Annotated in this window: 22 protein-coding genes and 1 pseudogene; 1 reads left to right on the top strand and 22 read right to left on the bottom strand. The window is 71.1% G+C overall.

From position 1 onward, the window contains the following. Nucleotides 1-6 precede the first annotated feature (6 nt). The 21 genes and pseudogenes from serS to pdhA all read right to left on the bottom strand — a co-directional run bounded on the left by serS (nucleotide 7) and on the right by pdhA (nucleotide 19,828). Nucleotides 7-1,278, bottom strand: coding sequence for a serine--tRNA ligase (gene serS / locus F6W97_RS06340; protein WP_155369179.1), 1,272 nt, complete (start codon nucleotides 1,276-1,278; stop codon nucleotides 7-9). A 37-nt stretch (nucleotides 1,279-1,315) separates the two neighbouring features. Then, nucleotides 1,316-1,975: a hypothetical protein gene (locus tag F6W97_RS06335; RefSeq protein ID WP_155369178.1), complete on the bottom strand. Its 660-nt coding sequence runs from the start codon at nucleotides 1,973-1,975 to the stop codon at nucleotides 1,316-1,318. A gap of 84 nt (nucleotides 1,976-2,059) precedes the next feature. Continuing rightward, nucleotides 2,060-2,797, bottom strand: a complete 738-nt coding sequence (locus tag F6W97_RS06330) for an AIM24 family protein (RefSeq protein ID WP_155369177.1) — start codon at nucleotides 2,795-2,797, stop codon at nucleotides 2,060-2,062. A gap of 136 nt (nucleotides 2,798-2,933) precedes the next feature. Then, nucleotides 2,934-3,287 carry a metallopeptidase family protein gene (locus F6W97_RS06325; protein WP_155369176.1) on the bottom strand — a complete coding sequence of 118 codons (354 nt, stop codon included), beginning with the start codon at nucleotides 3,285-3,287 and terminating at the stop codon, nucleotides 2,934-2,936. Between the two features lie 3 nt (nucleotides 3,288-3,290). After that, nucleotides 3,291-4,247: a prephenate dehydratase gene (gene pheA / locus F6W97_RS06320; protein WP_155369175.1), complete on the bottom strand. Its 957-nt coding sequence runs from the start codon at nucleotides 4,245-4,247 to the stop codon at nucleotides 3,291-3,293. 23 nt (nucleotides 4,248-4,270) lie between these two features. Continuing rightward, a complete protein-coding gene (locus F6W97_RS06315) occupies nucleotides 4,271-4,786 on the bottom strand; it encodes a hypothetical protein (protein ID WP_155369174.1) in 516 nt (171 codons plus the stop codon). Between the two features lie 37 nt (nucleotides 4,787-4,823). After that, nucleotides 4,824-5,252 carry a transcriptional regulator gene (locus F6W97_RS06310; RefSeq protein ID WP_155369173.1) on the bottom strand — a complete coding sequence of 143 codons (429 nt, stop codon included), beginning with the start codon at nucleotides 5,250-5,252 and terminating at the stop codon, nucleotides 4,824-4,826. Between the two features lie 11 nt (nucleotides 5,253-5,263). Beyond that, entirely contained in the window at nucleotides 5,264-6,004 is a 741-nt protein-coding gene (locus F6W97_RS06305; RefSeq protein WP_230686454.1) for an NERD domain-containing protein, read from the bottom strand. Between the two features lie 281 nt (nucleotides 6,005-6,285). Then, nucleotides 6,286-7,161, bottom strand: coding sequence for a DUF5926 family protein (locus F6W97_RS06300; protein ID WP_155369172.1), 876 nt, complete (start codon nucleotides 7,159-7,161; stop codon nucleotides 6,286-6,288). A gap of 137 nt (nucleotides 7,162-7,298) precedes the next feature. Beyond that, nucleotides 7,299-7,703 carry an ATP-binding protein gene (locus tag F6W97_RS06295; RefSeq protein WP_230686453.1) on the bottom strand — a complete coding sequence of 135 codons (405 nt, stop codon included), beginning with the start codon at nucleotides 7,701-7,703 and terminating at the stop codon, nucleotides 7,299-7,301. Between the two features lie 8 nt (nucleotides 7,704-7,711). After that, on the bottom strand, nucleotides 7,712-8,935 hold the full coding sequence (locus F6W97_RS06290; protein ID WP_230686452.1) for a sensor histidine kinase: 1,224 nt from the start codon (nucleotides 8,933-8,935) through the stop codon (nucleotides 7,712-7,714). A gap of 60 nt (nucleotides 8,936-8,995) precedes the next feature. Further along, entirely contained in the window at nucleotides 8,996-9,769 is a 774-nt protein-coding gene (locus tag F6W97_RS06285; protein WP_155369170.1) for a glycerophosphodiester phosphodiesterase, read from the bottom strand. Between the two features lie 97 nt (nucleotides 9,770-9,866). Next, entirely contained in the window at nucleotides 9,867-10,202 is a 336-nt protein-coding gene (locus F6W97_RS06280) for a rhodanese-like domain-containing protein (protein ID WP_155369169.1), read from the bottom strand. Nucleotides 10,203-10,219: 17 nt separating this feature from the next. Next, nucleotides 10,220-11,437 carry an LCP family protein gene (locus tag F6W97_RS06275; protein WP_456236806.1) on the bottom strand — a complete coding sequence of 406 codons (1,218 nt, stop codon included), beginning with the start codon at nucleotides 11,435-11,437 and terminating at the stop codon, nucleotides 10,220-10,222. Between the two features lie 77 nt (nucleotides 11,438-11,514). Further along, a complete protein-coding gene (locus F6W97_RS06270; protein ID WP_155369168.1) occupies nucleotides 11,515-12,744 on the bottom strand; it encodes an LCP family protein in 1,230 nt (409 codons plus the stop codon). 50 nt (nucleotides 12,745-12,794) lie between these two features. Beyond that, nucleotides 12,795-14,021, bottom strand: a complete 1,227-nt coding sequence (locus F6W97_RS06265) for an LCP family protein (protein WP_230686451.1) — start codon at nucleotides 14,019-14,021, stop codon at nucleotides 12,795-12,797. Nucleotides 14,022-14,145: 124 nt separating this feature from the next. After that, nucleotides 14,146-15,285: an LCP family protein gene (locus F6W97_RS06260; protein WP_155369560.1), complete on the bottom strand. Its 1,140-nt coding sequence runs from the start codon at nucleotides 15,283-15,285 to the stop codon at nucleotides 14,146-14,148. Nucleotides 15,286-15,743: 458 nt separating this feature from the next. Further along, nucleotides 15,744-16,241: pseudogene (locus F6W97_RS06255) on the bottom strand (flavin reductase family protein); the annotation flags it as partial. A gap of 12 nt (nucleotides 16,242-16,253) precedes the next feature. Continuing rightward, on the bottom strand, nucleotides 16,254-17,687 hold the full coding sequence (locus F6W97_RS06250; protein WP_155369166.1) for a dihydrolipoamide acetyltransferase family protein: 1,434 nt from the start codon (nucleotides 17,685-17,687) through the stop codon (nucleotides 16,254-16,256). 12 nt (nucleotides 17,688-17,699) lie between these two features. Beyond that, entirely contained in the window at nucleotides 17,700-18,689 is a 990-nt protein-coding gene (locus tag F6W97_RS06245; protein WP_155369559.1) for an alpha-ketoacid dehydrogenase subunit beta, read from the bottom strand. Continuing rightward, nucleotides 18,686-19,828 (bottom strand): pyruvate dehydrogenase (acetyl-transferring) E1 component subunit alpha, encoded by a 1,143-nt coding sequence (gene pdhA, locus F6W97_RS06240; RefSeq protein WP_155369165.1) that lies wholly within the window; start codon nucleotides 19,826-19,828, stop codon nucleotides 18,686-18,688. Before pdhA ends, F6W97_RS06245 begins: the two co-directional genes overlap by 4 nt. Nucleotides 19,829-20,140: 312 nt before the next feature. Between pdhA and F6W97_RS40490 the strand changes: the two genes are divergently transcribed. Next, nucleotides 20,141-21,436: a hypothetical protein gene (locus F6W97_RS40490; protein ID WP_155369164.1), complete on the top strand. Its 1,296-nt coding sequence runs from the start codon at nucleotides 20,141-20,143 to the stop codon at nucleotides 21,434-21,436. Between the two features lie 263 nt (nucleotides 21,437-21,699). Here F6W97_RS40490 and F6W97_RS06230 read toward each other — a convergent pair whose 3' ends face one another. Beyond that, a complete protein-coding gene (locus F6W97_RS06230; RefSeq protein WP_155369163.1) occupies nucleotides 21,700-22,998 on the bottom strand; it encodes a P-loop NTPase family protein in 1,299 nt (432 codons plus the stop codon). Nucleotides 22,999-23,026 lie beyond the last annotated feature (28 nt).

The following is a 23,026-nucleotide window of genomic DNA, read 5'->3' as shown; positions in this document are numbered from 1 at the left end:
CGCCGTTCAGGACCCTGCCTTGACGGGCTCCAGCACGTCGCGGCCGCCCACGAACGGCTGCAGCGCCTTGGGCACCCGCACCGAGCCGTCGGGCTGCTGGTGCTGCTCCAGGAGCGCCACGAGCATGCGGGTGGTGGCCAGCGTGCCGTTCAGCGTCGCCGCGGTCTGGGTCCGGCCGTCGGCGTCGCGGAAGCGGGTGTTCAGCCGCCGGGCCTGGAACGTGGTGCAGTTCGAGGTCGAGGTGACCTCCATGTACCGGTTCTGGGTGGGCAGCCAGGCCTCGCAGTCGAACTTGCGGGCCGCCGACGAGCCGAGGTCGCCCGCGGCCACGTCGATCACCCGGTACGCCAGCTCCAGCTTGCCGAGCATCTCCTCCTCCCACGCCAGCAGGCGCAGGTGCTCCTCGGCCGCCTCGGCCGGGTCGCAGTACGAGAACATCTCGACCTTGTCGAACTGGTGCACCCGGATGATGCCGCGGGTGTCCTTGCCGTACGAGCCGGCCTCCCGGCGGAAGCAGCTCGACCAGCCCGCGTAGCGCTGCGGACCGGCGGCCAGGTTCAGGATCTCGTCCTTGTGGTACGCCGCCAGCGGCACCTCGCTCGTGCCGACCAGGTACAGGTCGTCGGCGGGCAGGTGGTAGACCTCGGCGGCGTGCGAGCCGAGGAAACCGGTGCCCTCCATCGACTCCGGCTTGACCAGCACCGGCGGGATCATCGGGGTGAACCCGGCCTCCACCGACTGCCACAGGCCCATCTGGAGCAGGCCGAGCTGCAGCAGCGCGCCCACCCCGGTCATGTAGTAGAAGCGCGCGCCCGACACCTTCGCGCCGCGCTCGGTGTCGATCGCGCCGAGCAGCTCGCCGATGGCCAGGTGGTCGCGCGGGTCGTCGAACACCGGGCGCTCGCCGACCTCGCGCAGCACGACGTAGTCGTCCTCGCCGCCGCCGGGCGCGCCGTCCTGCACCACGTTCGCGATCGCGAACTGGGCTGCCCGCAGCACGTGCTCAGCCTCGTTGACCGCGGCCTCGGCCGCCCTCACCTCGGCGGCGAGGTCCTTGGTCCGGGCCAGCAGCGAGGTCTTCTCGTCCCCGGTAGCCTTCGGCATCAGCTTGCCGAGCTGCTTCTGCTCGCCGCGCAGCGCCTCGAAGGACGCCACCGCGGACCGCCTCGCCTCGTCGGCGCGCAGCAGGTCGTCGACGCTGTCGACGGAGTCGCCGCGCAGGCGCTGGCTGGCTCGTACGGCTTCAGGGTCCTCGCGGAGCAGACGCAGATCAATCACGTCGAAAAGCGTACCGGCCCGCGTTCGGAGCTTCGCGTCAGTATTGCCGTAAGAACGGCGCGGCGGTGGTGACCGTCAATTCGATGTCTTCCGACTCGTAGTCGTCGGGCTCCTCGACGGCAGCGTGCCGGCCCGCCGACGGCTCGGGCTCACCGCGATGCGCGGACAGCATGGCCAGCCCCAGCAGGGTCACCGCCACCAGCGCCGCCCACATGCCGCGTCCGGGGCTGGAGCTGAAGCGCGCCAGCAGTTCGGAGTTCATGAACCCGCCGAACACGCGCGGCAGCTCGTCGGTCGAACTCAGCACACTCGCCGTGGCGGCGAGCACCACGACCAGCACGGCGGCGGTGCCGAGCGCCGCCATCCGAGCGACCGCCCGCGCCGCGACCGGGCCGAGCAGCGCCACCGCGGTCGCCGCGCCCAGCAGCATCAGCCCGCTGAGGTACGGCGTGCCGCCGGTCGTCGTCCACACCGAGCTGGTCACCTGCGGGATGCTGGCGAAGTACTCGTCGCCGGACCGGGTGGTGTCGATGATCTGCCACTCGCCCACCAGCGACGCGATCGCCGCCGCACCGCCGAGCACGACCAGGCCCGTCGTCAACCGGGAGTCCGTCGACATCGCACGCCAGCTGGGACGACGCCGTTCCGCCGGGGCCGTGGCCGGGCCGAACTCCATCACATCGAGTTCCTCGGACATGGGCGAATCATGCCACGCAGAGATGAAAAAGCAGGCCCCTCCACGAGGGAGGAGCCTGCTACTGACCCGAGACCGCCGGCCGGGTCACTGACCGAGCAGGCCGCCCAGCAGGCCGCCCTGCTGCTGCTGGCCGCCGCCGGTGCCGCCCGCGATGCCCGCCGGGGGCTCCTCGGAGGGCTGCACCACGACGAAGCCCTGGCCCTGGAAGCTCATCGTGAAGGCCTCGCCGGTGCTGCGGCCCAGCAGGGTGCCGATGCCCAGCTGCTCGGCGCGGTGGTAGCCGGTCTGCAGGTTCGCCGACCAGCAGATCGCCGCCTGGGGGTCGGCGTAGGTGGGCGCGTCCACGGTCAGCACGACCGGGGTGCCCTTGGTGGTGATGGCGATCCGGCCCTGGCCCGAGAAGACGCAGTTGAACAGGCCGGCCGCGGAGAACATGCCCATGCCCTGGACCATCTTGATGTCGTAGTTCAGCGTCGACTCGAAGGCCAGCACGTTGGTGCCGTTGACGCTGAGGGCGTCGCCGGGACCCAGGTCGATCAGGTGCACGTCCGCGGCCCGGTCGGCCAGGAACACGTCACCCCGGCCGGTCAGCTTCATCAGCGGCACACCCTCACCGGTGATCTTGCTCTTGAGCCACTTGGCGGCGCCACCGGAACCGAGCGCCTGGAACTGCACCTGGCCCTGGTAGGCAACCATCGCGCCGGTACGCGCCATGACCTCGCCGTTAAGCTCGATCTTCAGCATCTTCGAGTTCTGCAGCGTCAGACCAGGAGTCGTGGACTCCTTCTCCAGGTTCTCGGCAGCGAAGAGTGCGCTCTGCATGTCGTCATCCTCCATAGAACGGGGGCGGAGAAACGCACCGAGCGTAGTTGACCTGCACAAGAAAGAACGTCGTGTTAGTGACTCAGTGGCAAAGGTCAGGGTGAAGATCCGGGAAACCACGGGGGTATGCCGGCCGTCAGCCCCAACCCAGGTCGTGCAGGCGGTGGTCGTCGATGCCGAAGTGGTGCGCGATCTCGTGCACCACGGTGACCGCGACCTCCTCGACGACGTCGTCGTCGGTGTCGCAGATGCGCAGGATCGGGTTCCGGTAGATGGTGATCCGGTCGGGCAGCACCCCGGCGTAGTCCCAGCCGCGGTCGGTGAGCGCGTGGCCCTCGTACAGGCCGAGCAGCTCGGGCTCACCGGCCGGTGACTCGTCCTCCACCAGGATGACGACGTTGCGCATCAGGTTGAGCAGCTCCTGCGGGACCTCGTCGAGGGCGTCGGCGACCAGCTCCTCGAAGCGTTCCCGGCTCATCTCGACGGGCATGGGTCAGGACAGCTCGCCCCGGCGCAGCCGGCCCAGCCAGGCGGCGGCGTCGGTGTAGTCCGGGTCGGACAGCCCCGCCGGCGGTGGCACCGGTCGCTCCGGCGCACCGCCCGGCAGGCCCGCCCGGGGGTACGAGCCGAGGAAGCGCACCCCGGCGCAGATGCGCCGCAGGCCCTGCAGCGCCTCGCCGACCCGCGCCTCGGCGACGTGGCCGGTGCAGTCGAGGAAGAAGACGTACCGGCCGAGCCGCTCGCCGGTGGGGCGGGACTCGATCCGGGTCAGGTTCACCCCGCGTACGGCCAGCTCGGTGAGGACGGCGAGCAGCGCCCCGACCCGGTCGTGGGAGATCCAGACGGCCAGCGAGGTGAGGTCGTTGCCGGTCGGCTCCGGCGGCGTGCCCGGCCGCGACAGCAGCACGAAGCGCGTCGCGGCGTCCGGGTGATCGGCGATCTTGTCGGCGAGCCGGCGCAGGCCGAACCGCTGGATGGCGATCGGCGCGCAGATCGCGGCGTCGAAGTCACCCGCGGCCACCCCCGCCGCGGCGGCCCCGTTCGACAGCACGTCGACCACCGTCGCGTCCGGCGCGTACGTCCGCAGCCAGCCGCGGCACTGGGTGGACGCCTGCGGATGCGCCGCGATCGACCGCACGTCGGCCAGCGCGGTGGCGGATCGGGCGGCGAGCACGAACTCCACCGGGATGACCACCTCGCGAGTGATCACCAGCGGGTCGCCGTCGACCAGCTCGTCCAGGGTCACGCCGACGGCGCCGCCGATCGAGTTCTCCCACGGGACCAGCGCCGCGTCGGCGTCGCCGGCCCGCACGGCCTCCAGGGCCTCGGGCACGCTGCGGGCGGGCGTGCGGATGCCCCGCTCGGCCGCCGGGATGGTGAGCAGTGCCTGCTCGGCGAAGGTGCTTTCCGGGCCGAGATAGACGAAGCGGGTGGGCGGAACTCCAGGCATGCGCCCAGCCTACTGGTGGCCGCTCAACAGCCCGCCGCGATGCGGATGCCGGGTGGGGCGAAGTTGCGCACCTCGACGGTGCAGATGTCGGTGCCCGCGGTGACCATGTCCAGCGCGGCGGGCGCGCCCTTGGTGATGACCTGCAGCGGCTCGCGGCCGGGTGCGGTGAGCACGGTGTACTGCCACGTTCCGGCGCAGACCGGCGGCTTCGTGACGGTGACCGTGCCCGAACTCGGCAGGATCGAGGACTTGCGGCGCACGGCGGCGATGATCTGGTCGCCGGTGGGGCGGCCCTGGCAGTCGGTGACGGTCAGCTCGGGGAACGGGCCGGGGCTGCTCGGCGGGGCCGACGGCGGCAGGCTGAAGCTGGGCGGCAGCGTCACCGCACTGGGTGACACCGACGGCTGCGGCACGGTGCCGCCGGGCTTGGGCTGCAGCTCGGGTGGCACCCCGCAACCGCTGAGCAGAGCCGCGCCGACCAGGCACGCGGTGGCGAGCGGGAGGGCCGGGTTGGACGGACGGGTTGGACGCAGGGGCATGGGCAACGAGACTAGCGCGCGTGCGCCCTACCCGTGGTCATACCGCGGCGAAGAAGCTGAGCGACCCGACGACCTGACCGCCCTGCCACAGCGGCGTGGCGACGGCGTCGAGGGTGCGGCTGGGCGCGCCCTGGGGCGCGCGCACCCGCAGCAGGCCGCGCGCGGGCCGCTTGGAGGTGAGCGCGAGCAGTGGGGGGATCTGCTCGCGCTCTGCTTCACCCAGCTCGTTGCCGGCGGCGGTGAAGTCGATCAGGCACAGCACATCGAGCACGTCCTGCCCGGCCAGCTCGCTGGGGCGCTCCACGGACAGCAGCCGGACCCAGGGCGTCGAGGCGGCGACGATGGCACCACTCGCGTCGATGACCAAACAGGACTCCTCGGCCGAGGAGACCGGGACCGACCAGCTGCGCAGGGGGTCGACGGCGGTCGGCTCCAACGGGGAGAGGGAGAGCTCGATGTGGGTCATCGCTGCTCACGTTACCCGCGCGCAGTGCCCTTGTCACCGGGGGTCGCACCCTCCGGATGCCAGGTGTATCCGCTGCCCGCGCCGTATGGCTGATTGACCCAGATCGCGGGGTTGCGGGCCACCTGGGACAGCTTCTCGGCGGTGGTGCCGGTGATCCGCCGCCCGGTGGAGTCGAGCACCTTGTCCAGCTCGCGGTACGAGGTGACGATGCATTCCTTGGGCAGGCCGTTGACGCTGATCGGTCCACTGCCGACGAATGCGAGCACCGCGAACACCTTGATGTCCTGGCCGATCGCGGCGGAGATGGCCTTGGAGGCGCGCTTGGCGTCGCGCCGGGCCTGCGAGATGTACGGCGGCCGGCGGCCGCTGATCTGCACCACGTCGCCGGCGATGAGCACCCGGCTGCGCCCGTGCTGCGCGAGGGAGACGCTGAAGATGCCGCCCGGCCCGATCGCGAGGAAACCGGCGTTGGACGGCTGCTGAGGCTTGGCCGTGCCGGCCTGCTGTGCCTGGCTGCTGGTGAGCAGCGCGTGCGGCCACTCGATGACGTGCCAGTCGCGGCCGAGGCGGTGCACAGCCCGGTCCTCGGCGGCGGACATGCGCCGGACTGCGCGGTCGGCGCGGCGGCGGCGGGCCCAGTCCACCGGGGAGGCGGGCGGCGGGGCGGTGTCTGGTCCTGACGGCACCGGCAGGCTCGGGGAGCGTCCGAAGGTCGGGCGCATGAAGGGCGCACGATCGGGGTAGACGGTCATGGTGTGCCTCCGGGTGGAACGACACGCATTGAGTTAGGTGTCCCTTACCGTACGTGTTCGTTCATCGATGTGTCAGGGGGCAAATCGGGCACTCAGCAAGAATGAATGGGTGAATGTCCGATTCAGCTTCATTCCCTGGGGCTCATCCGGCAGGTCTGCCATCACGCGAAAACGAGATTCTCACGTGCCCGGCGACCGTGCGGTGAGCACATCATGGGACACGGCGGCGCCCGTGCCGCCGGAGCAGCACGGGCGTCCCAAAACGTACGTGAAAGAGCAGGTCAGCGCAGGGTGAGCTGCCGACCGAGCAGCCCCTGCTTGGCGCGGCGCTGGTCCGGCGTCAGCGGTTCGTCGGCAGCCTTCGCCGCTTCGTAACGCGCCGCGACCGCGGCCAGCGACTCCTCCCACGAGCCGGCCTCCGGGGCCGACGGCAGGTCCCACACCGGCACGAGCAGGCCGTGCGCCCGGAACATGCCGGCGAACTTGGTCTCCTCCGTGAGCTTCAGCTCGCCCGCCGCGCTCAGCCGGGCCAGCGCGTTCAGCGCCACGTCCTCGCTGTCGGGCAGCACCCAGCGCACGTGCGACTTCTCCGGCACCCGGCACCAGTACGCGGCCGGCGCGGCCGCCATCCGCACGGTCGGGTAGACCGAGGCGTTGGCGGCGTCCAGCGACGCCGACACCTCGGCGTCACGCTCCTGGTCCGCGTCGAGCCAGAAGTCGAAGCCGTCGTGCACCGTGATCTCCAGCGGTGCGTCGACCAGCACGTCGCCCAGGCGCGGACCCTCGCCGGGCAGCGGGGGCACGTTCACCGGCGCGCCGGGCTCGCCCTCGAGCGCGCACAGCAGCGCCACGGCCAGGTCGCGGTTCACGTCGCCGGAGCGCTCGTGCCGCTGCAGCCCGAGCAGGATCCGGCCGTCCGTCTTGGTCAGCGCCGGCCAGGCCATCGGCAGGATGGTGGCCAGGGTGACCTGGCGGTCGCCGTACTTCTCGGCGTACTCCGGGGCCAGCGTGAGCGGCGCGGTCGCCGCGGGCACCAGCTCGCGCAGCGCCACCAGCTCGGTCTCGGCGGCCAGCCCGGCGAACGGGCGGGCCACGAAGACGTCGCGCACCTTCGGCGGCTTCGCCTGCTTCTTGTCCAGGCGGTTCTTCTTACTCACAACTGCTCCTCGCTGCGCTCGTCACAGCCGTGTCCGAGGCCCATGGCCTGCTCGCGGCTGTTTCTCAGCTCCGCTCGTCGCAGCCCCGCCGAGGCGCGGGAGACGCTCCTCGACAGTGGCCGGCGCGGGTCACCGGGTCAGCTTAGTTCCGCCCAGACGCTCTGCCCGAGACCGTCCCGCTCGACACCCCACCGGTCGGCGAGCGCATCGACGATGGTGAGGCCGCGGCCGTCCGGGTCCTCGGCGCCCGCGGTGCGCGGGCGGGGCAGCTGCTGCGCGCCGCCGTCGGTGACGCGGACCTCGATGACCTGCCGGGATTCGACGGTACGCAGCCGCCAGGCGAGCCGGACCACCCCGCCCGGGAGCGGCTCGGCGTGGCGCACCGCGTTGCCGACCAGCTCGGCGGCGACGGAGACGACATCGGCGAGCAGGTTCGGCGTGACCGCTCCGGCGAGCGCGGCGGCGAGGCGGTGTCGCGCCTGCTGTGCGCCGCGGGCGTGATGGGGCACCACCACGCACCAGGCTCGCTCAGCGACAGCCATCGACACGATCATGCCTCCCCGGATGCGTGCGCATCCCTCTTCACGTCACCTCGCGGCAGCCGTACCTCTGCGACCGTACCTCCCCCATCCCGGGGACGTAAGGACACCCATCCGTTTTGTCGTTCAATAGTCTTTCGGACGAGATAAAGACCCAGACCGGCACCACCGTACCGCCGTCCGTCGCCGCTGTCCGCCTGCCAGAACCGCTCGAACACCTGGTGGACCTGTTCGTGGGCGATTCCTATCCCCCGATCGAGTACCTGGAAGTACACCGTGCGCCGGTCGTTGCCGGCGGTCAGCACCACGGTCTGCTCCCGGGCCGAGTACTTGTCGGCGTTGGTGGCCAGCTCGGTGAGCACGTTCGGGATGGTGGCCCGGTCCCCGTAGGCCAGCGGGAGCCGCTCCGGCAGCTCCAGCCGGAACCGGCGGCGCAGATCGGCGGGCAGGTTCGCCGCCGCGTGGCGAAGCGCTTCGACGAGATCGAAGGGGCCCGGTGACAGCGTGCCGACCGCCGTGTCGGTGCTCGCCGCCAGCAGCCGGTCGACCAGCCGGGCCAGCTCGTCGCTGCGCTGGCCGATCACCCGGGCCGCCTCCCGGCGCGCCTTGTCGTCGAGCTGGCTCCAGTGGTCGCGCAGCGTGTCCGCGTACCCCTTGATGACGGTGACCGGGGTGCGCAGCTCGTGGCTGGTGACGGCGATGAACAGCTCACGGTCGGCCAGATCGTCACCGGCGCTCTGCACGGGCAGCCCGGCCCGCTCGGTGTAGAGCCGGCCCACGGTCGCCCCGAGCAGGGCCATCACCGCGAGCTGGTCGGGATCGGCCGGGCGGTCGTCGGGCATGAACGCGCCCAGCATCGCGGGCGTACGCCCGTCGAGGTCGATCCGGTGCAGCAGAATCCAGCGGCTGCCCAGCGATGTCATCTGATCGGAGGCCTCGTCGTCGACGGCGCCCAGCTCCACCCGGTAGGTCGTCGGCCCGGGACGCAGCACCGCGGTCACCACCTCGGGCTGGACCGGCCGGCCCAGCGCCCAGTCGGCGGTGCCGGTCGCGGCGATGACCCGACCGGCCCCGCCGGAGTTGTGCAGTTCGGACAGGGCCATGCCCGGCACGCCCAGCGCGTACTGGCCGAGGTGCAGCAGGCGGTCGAGGGCCGGCAGGCCGCCGCGGGCGGTGACCGGGTCGTTGAAGAGCGCGGCGATGCCCAGCGTCAGCTCGCGGTAGGCCACCTCCACATGCAGGATCCTGCCTGCCCGAGCAGCGCCGCGCCAGGGCTGTGACCTATCGGTGATGATTCAACGACCGAGGTGGGCCAGCACCTCAGCCGGACGGTCCGTGATGATGCCGTCGACACCCAGCTTGAGCAGCAGATCCACGTCATCCGTGGCGTTCACGGTCCACACGTAGACCTGCTGGCCGCCGGCCTTCAGCCGCCGCACCAGATCCGGCCGACGGCGCACCAGCTCCAGACCCGGCCCGGCGATGCGGGTGCCGAACGGCAGCCGGCGCATGCGCAGCCCCGGCGGCAGCAGGTCCATCAGCTGCACGGTGGGCAGCGACGGCAGCAGCTCCCGCGAGCGGCGCACCGCCAGCGGCGAGAACGACATGACCGTCACCCGCACCGGCGTGGACGAGGACGCGCTGGTCAGGCCGTGCCGGTTCAGCACCGCCCGCAGCCGGTACTCCACCGCCTTGCCGTACCGGTTGGGGTGCTTGGTCTCGATCAGCATGCGGACCGGCCGACCGGCCTGGCGTGCAGTGTCGAGCAGCTCCTCCAGCGTCAGCACCCCGGCCGACTGCCCGCTCGGGTGCCACGACCCGAAGTCGAAGGCCCGCAGCTGCGCCAGCGTGTACGCGGCGACCGGCCCGCGCCCGTCACTGACCCGGTCCAGGCGCCGGTCGTGCACGCACACCAGGTGGCCGTCACGGGTCAGCCGCACGTCGCACTCGATGCCGTCGGCGCCCTCGCGCAGCGCACGCGCGTACGCCCCGAGTGTGTGCTCGGGCAGCGCGGCCGACGACCCGCGATGGGCGAAGACCAGCGGGGACGGGTCGGGGGTGTGGCTCATGCCTCCTCCTCGCTTCGCTCGTCGTCCCTATGAGCAGAACCGAGGCACATGATTCGCGCGCTGCGCTCCCTCATCCGGGGGACTCGCTCGCTCACGACTAGATGATCTGCGGCGGCAGGCCCTCGTCGGCGACGACCGGGCGGCCGGCGGCGGCCCAGCCCATCATGCCGCCGTCGACGTTGGTGACGTTGTCCCAGCCCTGCTGGCGCAGGTACGACACGACCTGGCCGGAGCGGCCGCCGACCCGGCAGAGCACGAAGACCTCGCGGTCGGTCGGCACCTCGGCCATCCGGGCCGGGATCTGCATCATGGGCAGGTGGACAGCCGCGGGGGCGTGGCCGGCGGCCCACTCGTCGTCCTCGCGGACGTCGAGCAGGAAGGCGTCGGCGGGCACCTCGGCGACGGTGGCGGTGGGGATCTGCGCAGCGAACACGCCTGCAAGTGTAGAGGTCAGATCGAGTTGACCCATTCCGGATGCTGCTGCACCCAGGTGGCCAGGTCGGCGTCGCGCATGGCCCGGAACAGTTCCTCCGCCCCGTCCTGCAGCAGCACGTAGGACACCCCGTTGATGCTCTGCGGGTAGGACGGCACCCTGATGCCGGTCAGCGAGTCCGGCCGGATGTTGCGCAGTGCCACGATCAGGTCGGTCAGCGTGGCCTCGCCGGTGTCGAGGGTGAGCGAGTGCCCCATGCCGCGGATGAACTGGTCCAGCTTGAGCGGGTTGCGGGTGACCCCGCTGTCCAGCGCCTTGCTCAGGATCGCCTTCACCAGCTGCTGCTGGTGGCGCTGCCGGTCGAAGTCGCCGCCCGGCAGGCCGTATCGCTGCCGGGAGTAGTCCAGCGCCTCGGCCCCGTTCATCTGGCGGCAGCCGACGGTGAACAGCCGCTTGGTGTGGATGGAGCGCACCTCGGTGTCCACGCACATGTTCACGCCGCCGAGGCTGTCGATGACCTGGGTGAACCCGCCGAAGTCGACGACCGCGGCGCCGTCGAAGCGCATCCCGGTGAGCGCGGTCAGCGTGGCCGACAGCAACTGCACGCCGCCGCTGCCGCCCCCGCCGAACTCGAACGCCGCGTTGATGCGCTGCCGTGCCCCGCCGAACGAGGTGCCGCCGAACTCGGGGATCTCCACCCGCAGGTCGCGCGGGATCGAGATGACGTACGCGTGGTTCAGCTCGCGGTCCACCTGGACGACCAGGATGGTGTCCGAGCGCTGTCCCGCGCCGGGGTTGGCCGCGCGCAGGTCGGAACCGATGAGCAGGTAGTTGAGCGGGCCGGTGAGGCGGCGCCAGCCCACGTTCGAGTCGCCGATGTCGCGGGCGCTCGGGTCGAGCAGCACATCCCGGCTCACGCTCGACTCGTAGCGGTGCACCAGCGCCTGCCCGGCCACCAGGCCGCCTCCGGCGAGCAGCACCAGGCCGACCAGGATCGCGGCCAGCGCCTGCGGCCAGCGCCGGGAGCGGCGGCGCGGCTGGTCGGGCGGGGCCGCGCGGAGCATACGGGTGGCGCGATGGGTGTGCCTGCGCGTGCGCGCGACATCGGGCCAGCCGAGGCCGGACCTGGGTGAGGCGTGTCCGGGTGGTGCCGCCGCCGGGGAGGGCCAGCCGAGGCCGGTCGCCCGGACCCCGTCCCGCCCCTCGCCGCCGGTACGCCACGCGGAGCTGGCCATGCTGCCGCCTCCCCGGAGTGAGACATCCTCAGTCTCAGCGTATGGACCGCTCACTCGGGGAGGCGTTGAATCAGAAATTACTTCTCGTTGTTGACGACCTCTGGGTGGATAAGGGAGAAGTTGCCCAGCTTGTCATTCTTTGCGGCGCGGAACATGGCCTTGGTCGTCTCGTCGAGGCCCTCACCCTGGTACTGGCCGCCGACGATGACGCTCTTGTAGGTGCCGGAGTTGGTCTTGAGCAGCACGAGGTCGGCGCCGGCCATGTCCTTCATGGTGAACAGGAAGTCCGTGACGCCCATCCCCTTGGGCAGGCTGAGCAGCATGGACTTGCCGACCGCGGAGATCAGCTGGTTGACCTTGCCGAAGTCGGTGAGCACGCCGGCGGAGCCGGCCTTCTTCGCCATCGCCTTGATCAGCTGCTGCTGGTGGCGCTGACGGCCGTAGTCGCCCGACCCGTCGGGCAGGTAGCGCTGGCGCGCGTAGTCGAGGGCCTCCCAGCCCTCCATCTCCCGGCAGCCCTTCTTGTGCAGGTAGCGCGGGTTGCCGCTGCGCCGGGCGTAGTTGTCCGCCTCGTGCTCGTCGGCGATGCCGCCGATGTACTTCGCCTTGCCCTTGACCAGGAAGTGGTGGATCGACTTGGTCGGCGCCTCCACGCACATGGGGATCGTGCCGAGCGCGTCGATGAACGTCTTGAAGCCGCCGAAGTCGATGACCGCCGCCGCCTGGAACTTCATGCCGCCGGTCAGCTTGCTGATCGCGGAGGCCGCGGACTTCAGCCCGCCCCGCCAGTCGCCCTTGCTGCCCAGGCCGTTCGTGAACGCGCCGTTGATGCGCTGCTGGGAACCGGGGATGTTCACGTCGCGCGGCACCGACATCAGGTATGCCTGGTCGTGGTTCGCCGAGACGTGCAGGATCAGGATCGTGTCCGAGCGGGCGTTCGTCGCGTCCTGGCCGGCGCGTGTGTCGATGCCCAGCAGCAGGATGTTGAACGCGCCCTCGAACTCCTTGCCCGCCGGCCCGGCGGGTTCGGCCGAGGCCTCCGGGTCGACCAGCTCGTCGCTGCCGGTCACCTGGATGTTGCCTTCGATGTTGCCGACGACCGTCTTGACCCCGAGCAGCGCCGCTCCGGAGATCATCATCAGCAGTGCGCCGAAGGTGATCGCGAGCTTCGCCGACAGCGGGGCGCCGCGTTTCTTCTTGCGCTTCTTCGTCTTGGTCGCGGGCGGGCCCGCGCCGTCGCCCCGGCGGGGGCGCTGACGCGGGACCTGGCCCCGCTGCTCGTCTCTGTCCAGCGTCGATGTCGCCACGTGACTCCCCAGGTCCGGTGCGTTGCGGTGGTCGCCGTTACGTGGCGCGGTCACTTCTCCCTGTTCACGAACTCCGGGTTGAGCAGGGTGAACTGCCCGAGGGTGTCGTTCTTGGCGGCCCGGAACATCTGCATCGTGCTGGAGCTGATCGCCTCGCCGCCGCTGCCCGAGCTGTTGTACCAGCCCGCGTTCGTCTTCAGCAGCACGAGATCGGCGCCGGCCAGATCCTTGAGGGAGAACATGAAGTCGATCAGCGGCACGCCGTGCGTGTCCAGGATCATGGACTCGCCGACGGCCTTCATCAGGGAGTTAATCTTGCCGAGGTCGGTGAGCACGCCGCTGGAGCCGGCCTTCTTCGCCATCGCCTTGATCAGCTGCTGCTGGTGGCGCTGGCGGCCGTAGTCGCCGTCGTCGAGCGACTTGCGGATGCGCGAGTAGTCCAGGGCCTCCCAGCCCGGCTTCTCCCGGCAGCCCTTCTTGTGCACGTACGCCTTGAGCCCGCGGTTGGCCGCGGTGTGCTCGTTGACGTACGTGACCTTGCCGTTGACGTAGTAGTAGTGCAGCGACTGAGAGTCCTCCTCGACGCAGACGTTCACCGTGCCCAGGGCGTCGATGATCTTTCTGAAGCCGCCGAAGTCGATGACGGCCGCGCCGTCGAAGGTGATGCCGGTCAGCTTGGTGACCGTCTTCGCGGTCAGGCCCAGGCCGCCGGCCCAGCCGCCGCCGTTCTGCGCGCCGAAGTAGAAGGCTGCATTGATCTTGTCGTTGCCGCCGTTGTACTTGGTCTTGGGGTTGGCCGGGATGTCGACCTGGGTGTCCCGCGGGATCGACATCAGGTACGCCTGGTCGTGCGTGGCCGGGATGTGCAGCAGCAGGACGGTGTCGGCGCGGGCGTTGTTCTTCTCCTGGGTAGCGCGCACGTCGATGCCGAGCAGCAGCATGTCGATCGGGCCCTTGAGGTCGTTGCCCTCCGGGCCGGTGTCGGTCTTGCCGGCGTCGCCCAGCACGTCGACCACCGCGACGTTGTCCTTGAGATTGCCCTCGAACGACTTGACGCCGACGATCGCGCCGCCGGCCACCATCATCAGCAGGGCGCCGAAGGTCAGCGTCAGCTTCGCCCACAGGGGGGCGGCGCGCTTGGACTTCTTCTTGCCCTTGTTCAGGGAGTGCCCGGTCTTGCGGCCGGAAGGTTCGTCGTAGGCGTCGGCAGGCTGTCGGCGGCTCCGCTGGCTGGGCACGGTGTTCTTCGCGCCGCCTCGCCGCTGCTTGTTCGCCACGCGCTGCTCCCGGGGGTCTGGTTAGCCGTAGACCGAGCCACTGTAATAGCTCGGTCTACGGCACCGCGAGAACGCATGGACCAAATCGGATGGGTTTAGACCGATTTGCGATAAATTTTCATTGCTAATTATTGACAGACGGCGACGGCGGCGGGCTGACGTTGGTCTCGTACCACTGCTTCATGGCGTCCTTGCCGACCGCCTCGTAAAGCGCGACCGCCTTCTCCTTGTCCGAGACGACCACGCTCTCCCCGCCGACCATCTGGCTGCCCTTGTGCGGGTTGGTCAGGAAGATCAGGTCGTCGCTGCGGATGCCGCGGAACTGGATCGCCATGTCGATCAGCCCGAAGTCCTGGTCGACCGTGACCGCGCTGGTCACCGCGCCCAGGAAGTCGTTCAGCTTGCCGGGGCTGGTCAGGATGCCGGCGCTGACGGCCTTGTCCAGCAGAGCCTTGAGCAGCTGCTGCTGGTGGCGCATGCGGGCGAAGTCGCCGTCCGGGAACTGCTTGCGCTGGCGGGCGTAGTCCAGCGCCTCCGCGCCGTTGAGGTGCATGGTGCCCTTGGTGAAGGTGCGCTTGGGCGAGTGGATCGAGGTGATGGTCTTCTCGATCTTCATGTCGACCCCGCCGATCGCGTCGACCACCTCGGTGAAGCCGCCGAAGTCGATCAGCATCACGTGGTCCATGCGCACCGAGGTGTAGCACTCGACCGTCTTCACCAGCAGCGGCATGCCGCCGAAGGCGTACGCGGCGTTCAGCTTCGCCTTGCGGGTGCCGCAGTCGGTCGCGGCGGCGTCCTTCGGGATGTAGACGTGCAGGTCCCGGGGGAGCGAGATGAGGTAGGCGCGGTCCTGGGAGGACGGGATGTGCATGATGATCATGGTGTCGGTGCGCCACTGCCCGCCTTGGTCGGTGGGCGCGTCCGGATCCCGCGAGTCGCTGCCCACCAGCAGGATGTTCTGGCTGCCGTTGACCGTCTTGGGCGGCCGGCCGCCGGTGAGCGCGCTGAACGGGTTGGTACGGGCCAGGTCGCCCTCGATGTTCTTGGCGTAGAGCCACGCACCGCCCAGGCCGAGACCGCCGCACAAGGCCAGCGCGATGACCGCCACCAGCGCGATCCGGCCCCACTTGGGCTGGACCTTCTTCTTCGAGGAGCCGTAGGTGCTCCCGGCGCCGGACACCGGCACCCGCGCCGAGCCGCCGTTGCCGCGCCCGCGCGACGAGGACGACGACAGCCGGGCCGAGCCCGAAGTCACGGACGGCACCGAAGCCCGCCCGCTCGTGGCGCGTGCGGCCGACCCGCGGTCGGCCGGCTTGTCGCCCGAGGCAGAACTGCCGGACGCCGGACTGCCCGACGCCGAGCCGCTGGACGCCGAACCGCCGGAGGCGGTGCTGCGGTAGGTGCCCGCGGACGGCGTGCCCTTGTCGGATTTGCCGACCGACGGGTACGGGCCGGTGGGGAGGTCGGCGAAGCCGCCCGGAGGTGGCGTCACCGAGGCACGGCCGACCGATGCCCGGCCGGTCGGGCGCTGCGTCGGCTTGGCAGGAGGAGTCGAGGACGCATCCTCGGCACCGGCGTCCCCAGCCTGGGGGGTGGCCTCGGGTTCGTCAGGCGTCTGCTGGGACATGAGAACCAGCCTACGAGGCGTCTGCGACAACCCCCGGGTACGCGATGATCGTGGCGCGGCAGGTCACAGCGCGGTTGCACCACAATCCGCCTTGATCACGACAGTGTCGTGTACCTGCCACGGTGGTGCAGCAGCGGCGGCGCGGCCTCACCGAGCGTGATCTCGACCAGGCTCGCCTCGACCAGCAGCCCCCAGCCGAACGGCCGCGAACCGTCGAGGCGGCAGCCCGCCCAGGTCGTCGTGCCCGCCGGGATCGGCCCGAACGGCGTCTGCGTCCAGGACTCCTGCTTGAACAGCCCGCCCGGGGCGGGCATCAACCCCGCGAACCGGTCGGCGAGCTGCCGGTGCGGCTCGCCGAGCGGCGTCACCGCGAACACGCCCGCCCGCTCGATCGCCGGCCACAGCTCCGACTCGTCGTCGACGATGCCCAGCAGCCGTCCCGGGTCGCCGTCGGCCACCAGCGTCGACGACACCGTCAGCCCGGCCGGTCCCGGCGCGGTCCACAGGCACACCGTCATGCCGAAACGACCCCGCAGCCGGCGCACGTTGCTGCGCGCCGACTCCGGGGTCGCGAACGGATCAGTGTCATGGATCATGACGCAGGATCAGGTCCAGGCAAGGAGCATGGCCTCGGGATCGGTGAGGAAGGCGCCGATGTCCCGGAGGAACTTCGAGCCCAGCTCGCCGTCGATGATGCGGTGGTCGAACGACAGCCCCAGCGTGGTGACCTGGCGCAGCTTGACCTTGCCCTTGTGCGCCCACGGGGTCTCCCGCACCGCGCCGAAGGCCAGGATCGCGGCCTCGCCCGGGGGCAGGATCGGGGTGCCGGTGTCCACGCCGAACACGCCCACGTTGGTGATCGTGAACGTGCCGCCGGACATCGCCGACGGCGGCGTCTTGCCCGACTTCGCCGTCGCCACCAGGTCGGTCATCGCGTCGGCCAGCTCCCGCAGGGACAGGCGCCCCGCGTCGGCGATGTTCGGCACGATGAGGCCGCGCTCGGTGGCCGCGGCGATGCCCAGGTTCACGTAGTCCTTGACCACGATCTCCTGCGCCGCCTCGTCCCACGACGAGTTGACCATCGGGTGGCGCTTCGCCGCCAGCAGCACGGCCTTGGCGACCAGCAGCAGCGGCGAGACGCGCACGTCACGCCATTCCCGGTCGGCCCGCAGCCGGTCCAGCGCCTTCATCGACCGCGTCATGTCGACCGTCAGGAACTCGGTGACGTGCGGAGCCGTGAAGGCCGAGGCGACCATATTGGCCGCGGTGAGCTTGCGTACCCCCTTGATGGGGACACGGGTCTCGCGCTCGCCCGGGACCATGACCACCTGCGCACGCGGCGCGGCGGCGGCCGGGGCCGCCAGCGCGGCCTGGACGTCGTCCCGGGTGATCGAGCCCTGCGGGCCGGTGCCCGCCAGCGTGGACAGGTCCACGCCCAGGGTCCGGGCCAGCATCCGGACCGGCGGCTTGGCGAGCACGCCGTGCCCGTTCGCCCCCGCCGCGGGAGCGGCGGTGGCCGGAGCCGCCGGGGCGATTACCTTGGCCGCCGGAGCGGGTGCGGCCGGCGCAGCCGCCACCGGAGCCGCGGCCACGGGGGCCGGGGCGGCCGGAGCCGCGGGCGCGTCCTTGCGGGCGCGGCGCTTGGCGGCGGTGACCCGCGGGCCGTAGCCGACCAGCACCGCGGTGCGGCCGGACGCCGTGGTCTCGCCGATCAGTCCGCCGGTGGGCTCCGCGGCGGCCTTCTCGGCCTGGGCTGCGGCGCCCTGGGACATGTCGTCGGCGACCGCGGCCGACGGGCCGCCGGTGTCGATCGAGATGATCGGGGAGCCGACCTCGACCACGGTGCCCTCGGGCACGTAGATCTTGACGACGGTGCCGGCCCACTTCGCCGGGATCTCGACCGCCGCCTTGGCGGTCTCCACCTCGACGATGGGCTGGTTCAGCTCGATGACGTCGCCCTCGGCGACCAGCCACTTGAGGATCTCGCCCTCGGTGAGACCCTCACCGAGGTCGGGCAGGGGGAACTGATTGATAGCCATAGGTCAGCCCCCTCAGAACCCGAAGGAACGGTCGACGGCCTCGAGCACACGGTCCAGGTCGGGCAGGAACTCCTCCTCCACCCGGGAGGCCGGGTAGGGGATGTCGTAGCCGGTCACCCGCAGCACCGGGGCCTCCAGGGAGTAGAAGCACTCCTCGGTGATCCGGGCCGCGACCTCGGCGCCCAGGCCGATGTTGCCCGGAGCCTCGTGCACGACCACGGCGCGGCCGGTCTTGCGGACCGACTCGAACACCGGGGCCATGTCCAGCGGGGACAGCGAGCGCAGGTCGATGACCTCCAGGTTGCGGCCGTCCTCGGCCGCCGCGGTCGCGGCGTCCAGGCAGGTGCGCACCATCGGGCCGTACGCCAGCAGCGTCGCGTCGCCGCCGGAGCGCAGCACCCGCGAGCTGTGCAGCGGGTACGCCGAGGACAGCGGCGCGGCCGTGTCGACCTCGCCCTTCTCCCAGTAGCGCCGCTTGGGCTCGAAGAAGATGATCGGGTCGTCGCTGGCGATGGCCTGCTGGATCATCCAGTACGCGTCGGACGGGTTGCTGCACGCCACGACCTTGAGACCGGCCGTGTGCGAGAAGTACGCCTCGGGCGACTCCGAGTGGTGCTCGACCGCGCCGATGCCGCCGCCGAACGGGATCCGGATGACCATGGGCAGGCTGACCTTGCCCCGGGACCGGTAGTGGAACTTGGCCACCTGGCACACGATCTGGTCGTACGCCGGGTACACGAAGCCGTCGAACTGGATCTCGACGACCGGGCGGTAGCCGCGCAGCGCCAGGCCGATCGCGGTGCCGACGATGCCGGCCTCCGCCAGTGGGGTGTCGATGACACGCTCGTCGCCGAAGTCCTTCTGCAGGCCGTCGGTGATGCGGAAGACACCGCCGAGCTTGCCGACGTCCTCGCCCATGATGAGGACCTTGCTGTCGTCCTCCATCGCGCGGCGCAGGCCCAGGTTGAGCGACTTGCCGAGGGTAAGCGTCTCCATGATCAGTGGCTCCCCTCGAACGAGGCGTGGTAGGTCTCGAACTCGGCGCGCTGCTTGTCGATCAGCGGCGAGCCGTTGGGGTAGACGTGGTCGAACATCGTCACCGGGTCCGGGTCGGGCATCGACAGCACCCGCTCGCGCAGCGCCACCGCCTCGACCTTCGCCTGCTCGTCGACCGCGGCGAAGAACGCCTCGTCGGCGATGCCCTGCTTCTCCAGCAGCTTGCGCATCCGCACGATCGGGTCCTTGGCCTGCCACGCCTCGACCTCGCTGGCCACGCGGTAGCGGGTCGGGTCGTCGGAGGTGGTGTGCGCGCCCATGCGGTACGTGTACGCCTCGACCAGGGTCGGGCCCTGGCCGTGGCGGGCGTTGTCCAGCGCGGCGCGGGTCACCGCGTACGTGGCCAGCACGTCGTTGCCGTCGACCCGGATGCCGGGGAAGCCGAAGCCGGCCGCGCGCTGGTACAGCGGGATGCGGGTCTGGCGCTCCAGCGGCTCGGAGATCGCGTACTGGTTGTTCTGGCAGAAGAACACGATCGGCGCGTTGTACACGCTGCCGAAGATGAACGCCTCGTTGACGTCGCCCTGGCTGGTCGCGCCGTCGCCGAAGTAGGCGATGACGGCCTCGCTGGTCTCGTCGTCGTCGCCGACCTTGCCGTCCTTGACGATGCCCATGGCGTAGCCGGTCGCGTGCAGCGTCTGCGCGCCGATGACGATCGTGTACATGTTGAACCGGTGCGCCACCGGGTCCCAGCCGCCCTGGTCCACGCCCCGGAACAGGCCCAGCGGCATGATCGGGTCGATGTTGCGGCAGTACAGGACGCCGTGCTCCCGGTACGTCGGGAAGGCCATGTCCTGCTTGCGCAGCGCCCGGCCGGAGCCGACCTGCGCCGCCTCCTGGCCCAGCAGGCTGGCCCAGATGCCGAGCTCGCCCTGACGCTGCAGCGCGGTCGCCTCGGCGTCGAGCTTGCGTACCGTGACCAGGTCGCGGTAAAGACCGCGCAGCTCGTCATCGGTGAAGTCGACGGAGTAGTCGGGGTGTGAGACTCGCTCGCCCTCAGGGGTGAGTAGCTGTACGAACTCCGGCTCGGGGGGTCCCGAGCGCTTGCCGCCGCGGCGGGAGGCCGCGCGCTCGACTTTGGTCATCCGTGTTCTCCCTGTCAGTGGTGCGTCGGCGACGGGGTGTGTCTGCCGCGCATCGGTGGCGCCACGTCGTGTCCCTCGTGGGGCGAAGACGCCTGGCTGCGGCAGTAGTGAGTCCGGAGTACGCGGTGACCACGGCCACTCTGCCGCCTGGCCCCCATACTGCCGTATCCGTGGCGGCAGTCACAGGCCGGGCAGGTGATATTGGCAACGGACAGCGGAAAAACCTGGGCCTACGAATACCCCAAATCCCCGGATCATGGAAGTGCTTGGGGCATTCTGGGCGAATTCCCCCCGTGCCCTAGGAGCACTCCGATGCCCGACGACAATTTCCTGGAAGATCTCTTCGGCTCGCCGCCTCCGCTGCCACCGCCCCCCGCGGTGCCGGAGGCGTTCCGCGCCCCGTCGCGTACGTCCCCGCGCCGCGCCCCGGCCCGCAGGCACGGCCTGCTGGTCGCGCTGCTGGTCGGGATCACCGCCGTACCGAGCTGGATCGTGCTGCGGGCCGGCGTCGAAGGGGTCGACCCCGACTTCGGCGCCCGCCTGGCCGGGCCGGTGCAGCCGTTCGTGGTCCCCGGCGACCACCTCGCCCACGGCTCGTTCCGGCTGCCCGACCGCCCGCTCCGCCCAGCCCCGCAGCACGACCCGGGGCTGGCCCAGCCCGGCGTCCCGGGTAGCCCGGACGGCGATGACGACGACGACCGACCCGACGACGTCGCCGTCCCCGTCCTCGAACGCCGCCGGCAGCCCGTGACCCTGCCCATCCGCCCGATCTGGCGTCCCGGCACCGGCACGCCGGCCCCGTCTCGCCCGGCCCCGCCCGCGAGCGGCCCGTCCACACCCGGCGAGCCGTCCGCCCCGGGCAGCCCGCCCTTTCCCGGCGAACCGTCCTTCCCGGGCGGGCCCTCTTTCCCGGGCGGGCCGTCCTTCCCGGGCGGGCCGTCCTTCCCGGGCGGGCCGTCCTTCCCGGGCAGGCCGTGGGATCCGGACGGGCCGGGACGGCCGGGTGGACACGGCTGGCCTGGCTGGCCGGGGCGTCCCGGCGGCCATCACGGGCCTCGTCCAGGCGACGACCCGTGCGAGCGGCCCGGGACCGGCGGGCGTCCGGGTTCGGTACACGCCTTTCCCGCGCGCCCGGCACGGCCGGTAGTCCGTCGTCCTGCCACCCCCGACCTCGGGCCGACGGCCCGGCAGGCTCGGCCGAACTGGCGGCCCGACCCGGATCCGGGCCTGTCCCCCCGGCGAGGTCCGCTCAGGTCGCGGGCTTCGGCGGACACGGGCTCGGCGGTCCGCCGGAACCCACTGACGTCGAGGGCTGCCGCCGACTCGGCGTCGACGGCTCGGCGGGTGCTGGGTAACACGGCCAAGCCGAACGAGCACACGGTGAAAGCCCAGGCCGACCGAGGGCTCGGCCCGAAGGCGAATCCCCACGGCCCGAAGGCGAATCCCCACGGCCCGAAGGCGAAGCCGCGCGGTGCGAAGTCGCACGGCGCGAAGTCGCACCGTGGGGATTCGCGCGGTGCGAAGTCGAAGGCGCACCGGGTGAAGTCGAAGGTGCACCGCACCAAGGGCGCGGCTCGTAAGCACGACACCCGTCGCCACGATCGGTGACCACGCCGCCCGGACTGCGGCCACGCTAGCTGCGAAGATCCGTTTTTGTGGACGCTGACAGTTGCCCTGGCAGCATGAGGCGTCCACAAACAGATCTTGCCCCCTCCGGAACTGCCCTATCCACCATTTACCCGATTCGCGCCATCACCAAGCGCCACCCAGGGTCCTCAGCACCGCATCGCGGGCCATGATCGCTGTTTCGTGTCGATTTGTGAGGTCAGACCTCAGGTTTCGACATTAAACAGCGATCATGGCCCGTCAGATCAGCTCAGGGTGGTCCGGGAGCGTTCGTAGGCGGCGAGGGCGCGGCGGACCGGCTCGACGACGTAGCGCAGGGCGACCTTGTCGATCTCGGCGCGCAGCACGATCTCGGTTTTCGCGTCGGCTCGCTTCTTGCCGCCGGGCAGCCACATCCGGCGCGGGCGTTGGGCGTCGGCGAACGCTACGGCCTGGCCCAGCGCGGCGGGCAGCTCGTGCAGGCGGGACCGGGCGGCCTGCGCGACGGCCTTGCCCCAGGGGCCGGGCAGTCCGACGGACGCGCTCGCGGCGTACGCCTGGACGGTCTGCTCGATGCGGGCGGCGTCGGTGCCGGCCGAGGACAGCCCGCGGACCAGCGGGTTGATCGACGGCGGGCTGGCCGGACCGCCGACGAACTTGGACAGGTCGGCGATGCTCGCGGTGAGGTCGCGGTCGACGGACTCCTCGGCCAGCGTGCCGCGCAGGATGATCGGTTCGAGCAGGGCCCGCAGCGCGGAGACGCCGGCGTGGCCGCGGGTGGAGCGCTCGGCCGTGAACGGGCCCGGCTTCGGCTTGATCGGGCCGCGCTTGGCCGGCGGCAGCGCCGGGACCTCGCCGGTCGCCGACGTCGGCACCAGCGGGACCTTAGACAGGCCGCCCTCGTCCAGCAGCTGGCGCAGGTCGGCGCCGACCTTGGGCAGCTGCGCGGGCTGCAGCCGGTCGGTCTGGTTGAGCGCCACGATGAGGCCGTCGCGCGAGCTGGCGAGCTGGCGCAGGTAACCCTCGTGGACGAGCTGGTCGCCGTACTTCTGCGGGTCGCAGATCCAGATCACCACGTCGACGAGGTGCAGCAGGCGGTCGACCTCGGCGCGGTGGCGCGGCTCGACGGAGTCGACGTCGGGCAGGTCGAGCAGGATCATGCCGCGCAGGCCGACCTCGTCGTTGGCGTCCAGCGCCGACTCCCGGGTGAACCGGCGGCGCGAGGAGACGCCGAGCCAGTCCAGCAGCTCGTCGGCGAAGGTGAGGCTGCCCCAGACACAGGCGTACGGCTCGGAGGTGGTGGGGCGCAGGATGCCCGCGGGCGACCGGTCGATCGTGGTGAACGCGTTGAACATGCTGGACTTGCCGCTGCCGGTGGTGCCGGCCAGCGCGATGGTGGTGAAGCCGCGGGCCAGCCGCAGCCGGTCGGCGGAGCGCTCCGCGACCATCCGCGCGTTCTCCATCGCCGGCTCGCCGGCGAGGTGCTCGCCCGCCAGGTCGACGAACTGCTGGACCATGTCGAGCTTGGTGGTGACGGACTCACTGCCGGGGGTGGAGTGGGTCACTGGTCCCTCCTCACGCTCTCCTCAGCCG

The sequence above is a fragment of the Catellatospora vulcania genome, assembly GCF_009720385.1.
GTDB lineage: Bacteria > Actinomycetota > Actinomycetes > Mycobacteriales > Micromonosporaceae > Catellatospora > Catellatospora vulcania.
Note: the sequence above shows the minus strand (reverse complement) of the source record. Positions and strands in the feature narration are given on the sequence as shown.

Bases quoted from the DNA above. Each gene is read 5' to 3' on its own strand.
- F6W97_RS06335 (WP_155369178.1), bottom strand. From the start codon at position 1,975: ATGTCCGAGGAACTCGATGTGATGGAGTTCGGCCCGGCCACGGCCCCG.
- F6W97_RS06330 (WP_155369177.1), bottom strand. From the start codon at position 2,797: ATGCAGAGCGCACTCTTCGCTGCCGAGAACCTGGAGAAGGAGTCCACG.
- F6W97_RS06325 (WP_155369176.1), bottom strand. From the start codon at position 3,287: ATGCCCGTCGAGATGAGCCGGGAACGCTTCGAGGAGCTGGTCGCCGAC.
- pheA (WP_155369175.1), bottom strand. From the start codon at position 4,247: ATGCCTGGAGTTCCGCCCACCCGCTTCGTCTATCTCGGCCCGGAAAGC.
- F6W97_RS06315 (WP_155369174.1), bottom strand. From the start codon at position 4,786: ATGCCCCTGCGTCCAACCCGTCCGTCCAACCCGGCCCTCCCGCTCGCC.
- F6W97_RS06310 (WP_155369173.1), bottom strand. From the start codon at position 5,252: ATGACCCACATCGAGCTCTCCCTCTCCCCGTTGGAGCCGACCGCCGTC.
- F6W97_RS06305 (WP_230686454.1), bottom strand. From the start codon at position 6,004: ATGACCGTCTACCCCGATCGTGCGCCCTTCATGCGCCCGACCTTCGGA.
- F6W97_RS06295 (WP_230686453.1), bottom strand. From the start codon at position 7,703: ATGGCTGTCGCTGAGCGAGCCTGGTGCGTGGTGGTGCCCCATCACGCC.
- F6W97_RS06285 (WP_155369170.1), bottom strand. From the start codon at position 9,769: ATGAGCCACACCCCCGACCCGTCCCCGCTGGTCTTCGCCCATCGCGGG.
- F6W97_RS06275 (WP_456236806.1), bottom strand. From the start codon at position 11,437: ATGGCCAGCTCCGCGTGGCGTACCGGCGGCGAGGGGCGGGACGGGGTC.
- F6W97_RS06250 (WP_155369166.1), bottom strand. From the start codon at position 17,687: ATGGCTATCAATCAGTTCCCCCTGCCCGACCTCGGTGAGGGTCTCACC.
- pdhA (WP_155369165.1), bottom strand. From the start codon at position 19,828: ATGACCAAAGTCGAGCGCGCGGCCTCCCGCCGCGGCGGCAAGCGCTCG.
- F6W97_RS40490 (WP_155369164.1), top strand. From the start codon at position 20,141: ATGCCCGACGACAATTTCCTGGAAGATCTCTTCGGCTCGCCGCCTCCG.